Here is a 2,484-nt window from a genome sequence, read left to right as displayed (position 1 = left end):
GGCGGCTCCGCCCGCCGTCGGACGATCCGCCCGCCGCCTGGGCCCGCTACGCCCTCGACGCTTATGTGCTTTGCATTCCATCATCCGACGGTTCCTGGCAGGCTCCGCGCGGATTAACGATGCGGGACTGGTTGCGCGGCGAGGACCCCAGGGCAGCGACGCTGAGGGATGTCGACTACCACCTCACCACTTTGTTTCCACATGTCCGGCCGCGCGGATTCCTGGAGCTGCGGGTCATCGACGCACAGGCGGGCAGTGATTGGGAAGCTGTAGCGGCGATGACGGCGACGCTCGTCGACGACGAACGGGTTGCGGATCTTGCCGCCGACGCCTGCGCACCGTTGGCCAGCCTGCCGAACCCGGTGTCCGCGGCAGCCAGGGATGGGTTGGCCGATCCGGTGATCGCGGCGGCCGCTCTGTCCTGTGCCGAAGCTGCACTCGGGGCTCTCGACCGGCTGGGGGCCGACGGCGAAACGATGACCCGCACAGAGGGGTTCGTCGAGCGGTACACCGCCCGGGGACGCTGCCCGGCGGATGACTGGGTGGAGCTGTGGCGCCGCACGGGCAGCTACTTCGATCCGCCCGAAGGTGGACTGCTGTCGTGACTATCGCCTACGTTCCCGGACCGGATGCCGCCGGCGCCGAAACCCTCAGGTCGCTGATCGCCAACGGCTTCGAACGCGCCCGCAACCGGGTCCTCTCGTTGTCGGACTTCGATGATGAGGAGTTGCTCAAACAGCATTCGCCGCTGATGTCGCCGCTGGTCTGGGATCTGGCGCACGTGGGAAGCCAGGAGGAGCAGTGGCTATTGCACGACGTCGGCAGGATGGAGCCGCTGCGCTGCGACATCCGCCGCTATTACGACGCTTTCGAGTTCCCCCGCAGCGTCCGGCCGTCCCTGCCGCTCCTGAGGCCGAACGAATCGCGGCAGTATATCGCCGAGGTCCGTGCCAAGGCTCTGAACATCCTCGAACACAGCCGGCTGGAGGGGCCGCCTCTGGAGGACCGTGGTTTCCTGTTCGGCATGATGATCCAGCACGAGCAGCAGCACGCCGAGACGATGCTCGTCACCCACCAACTGCGGACGGGTGAACCGCTGCTTCACGGCACGGGGGCCACATCCGGCACGTTGCCGGCGCCCGGATCCACCACCGGGAATGGGGCCCAGGGTGCATCCGTAAATGAGTCGCCCACCGCGGCGAGGCTTGCTCCGGAGGTCTTGGTTCCCGCGGGCAGCTTCACGATGGGCACCTCGCTGGAACCGTGGGCCATGGATAACGAACGCCCGGCTCACCAAGTAGATCTTCCCGCCTTTTGGATCGACGCTTTTCCCGTCACCAACGCCGGCTTCCAGGAATTTATCGACGACGGCGGCTACCGGGACTCCCGCTGGTGGACCACCGAGGGCTGGAACCACAGCAACGCTGCGGGCCTCGAGGCGCCCAAGTACTGGGCGCGCGACGGAAACCGCTGCCTGCGGCGCAGGTTCGGCGTCGTCGAACCCGTCCCTGCCGATGAACCCGTTCAACATGTCTGCTGGTATGAGGCAGACGCCTTTGCCCGCTGGGCCGGACGGCGATTGCCAACCGAAACGGAGTGGGAGAAGGCCGCCCGCTGGGATCCGCAGTCAGGCCGTTCGCTGCGGTATCCCTGGGGCGACGCCGATCCAGGGCCGGAGCACGCGAATCTGGGTGGAGCGGCGCTGCGCCCCTCCCCGGCTGGCTCCTATCCGAAGGGTGCTTCGCCGCTGGGGATTCAGCAACTCATGGGTGACGTTTGGGAGTGGGTGTCCAGCGGCTTCAGGCCGTATCCGGGCTTCACCGTTTTTCCGTACGAGGAATACAGCGCGATGTTTTTTGGTAGTGGCTACAAGGTCCTGCGCGGCGGTTCGTGGGCGGCGGACCCCACGGCTTGCCGCGGCACCTTCCGGAACTGGGACTTTCCCATCCGCCGCCAGATCTTCTCAGGTTTCCGCACCGCCCGTAACGCTTAGGCGCCAGTCCGTCAGTGCGAATGCCGCTTGCCGCCGCCGTGAACCACCAGCACCGGACATGTTGCATGCGAGACGCACGCGGTACTGACAGAGCCAAGCCGCAGTCCGCTAAAGCCGCCGTGCCCACGCCGTCCGAGGATCAGCATGTTGGCGCCTTCGCTGGCATCTATCAGGGTCGACGCCGCTGGACCATTGAGTACCGACGTATGGATGTCGGGCTGTTCCCGGCCGTCGAACGCCCTTTTAATCGCCTCTTCGAGGGACTGCCGCGCGGAATTCTCATACTCCTGGACGTCGGCGGCTTCGACAATGCCAGCATACAAGTATGGAAAGTGCCAGCAGGCGACCGCATGGATCTTCGCGCCCAAAGCCGGCGCGAGGCTGGCGGCGTATCGCAGCGCCTCTATCGACGGTTCGGAGCCGTCGACGCCGACGACGATTTTTGCTCCTGTTGGGTTCTGGTCCATCTGAAGATTCCTTAGTCCCGACAT

General features: G+C 65.7%; 3 protein-coding genes. 2 read left to right on the top strand and 1 reads right to left on the bottom strand.

The genetic code is table 11. The annotated features are described in order from the left end of the window. The coding region (locus Y707_RS25390; protein WP_216699243.1) for a glutamate-cysteine ligase family protein at positions 1–605 on the top strand (605 nt) is incomplete at its 5' end. Next, positions 602–1,993 carry an ergothioneine biosynthesis protein EgtB gene (gene egtB, locus Y707_RS0111560; protein WP_026535207.1) on the top strand — a complete coding sequence of 464 codons (1,392 nt, stop codon included), beginning with the start codon at positions 602–604 and terminating at the stop codon, positions 1,991–1,993. The genes Y707_RS25390 and egtB, both read left to right, overlap by 4 nt. Positions 1,994–2,004: 11 nt before the next feature. On the opposite strand, the gene Y707_RS0111555 is transcribed toward egtB, so the two are convergent. Beyond that, the gene (locus tag Y707_RS0111555; RefSeq protein ID WP_026535206.1) at positions 2,005–2,460 is read right to left on the bottom strand and encodes a universal stress protein; all 456 of its coding nucleotides are present in this window, start codon (positions 2,458–2,460) and stop codon (positions 2,005–2,007) included. Positions 2,461–2,484: the final 24 nt, after the last annotated feature.

The organism is Arthrobacter sp. H14 (assembly GCF_000520495.1).
In the GTDB taxonomy this organism is placed as follows: Bacteria; Actinomycetota; Actinomycetes; order Actinomycetales; family Micrococcaceae; genus Arthrobacter_C.
Note: the sequence above shows the minus strand (reverse complement) of the source record. Positions and strands in the feature narration are given on the sequence as shown.

Coding starts and splice junctions, on each gene's coding strand:
- Y707_RS0111555 (WP_026535206.1), bottom strand. CDS start 2,460: ATGGACCAGAACCCAACAGGAGCAAAAATCGTCGTCGGCGTCGACGGC.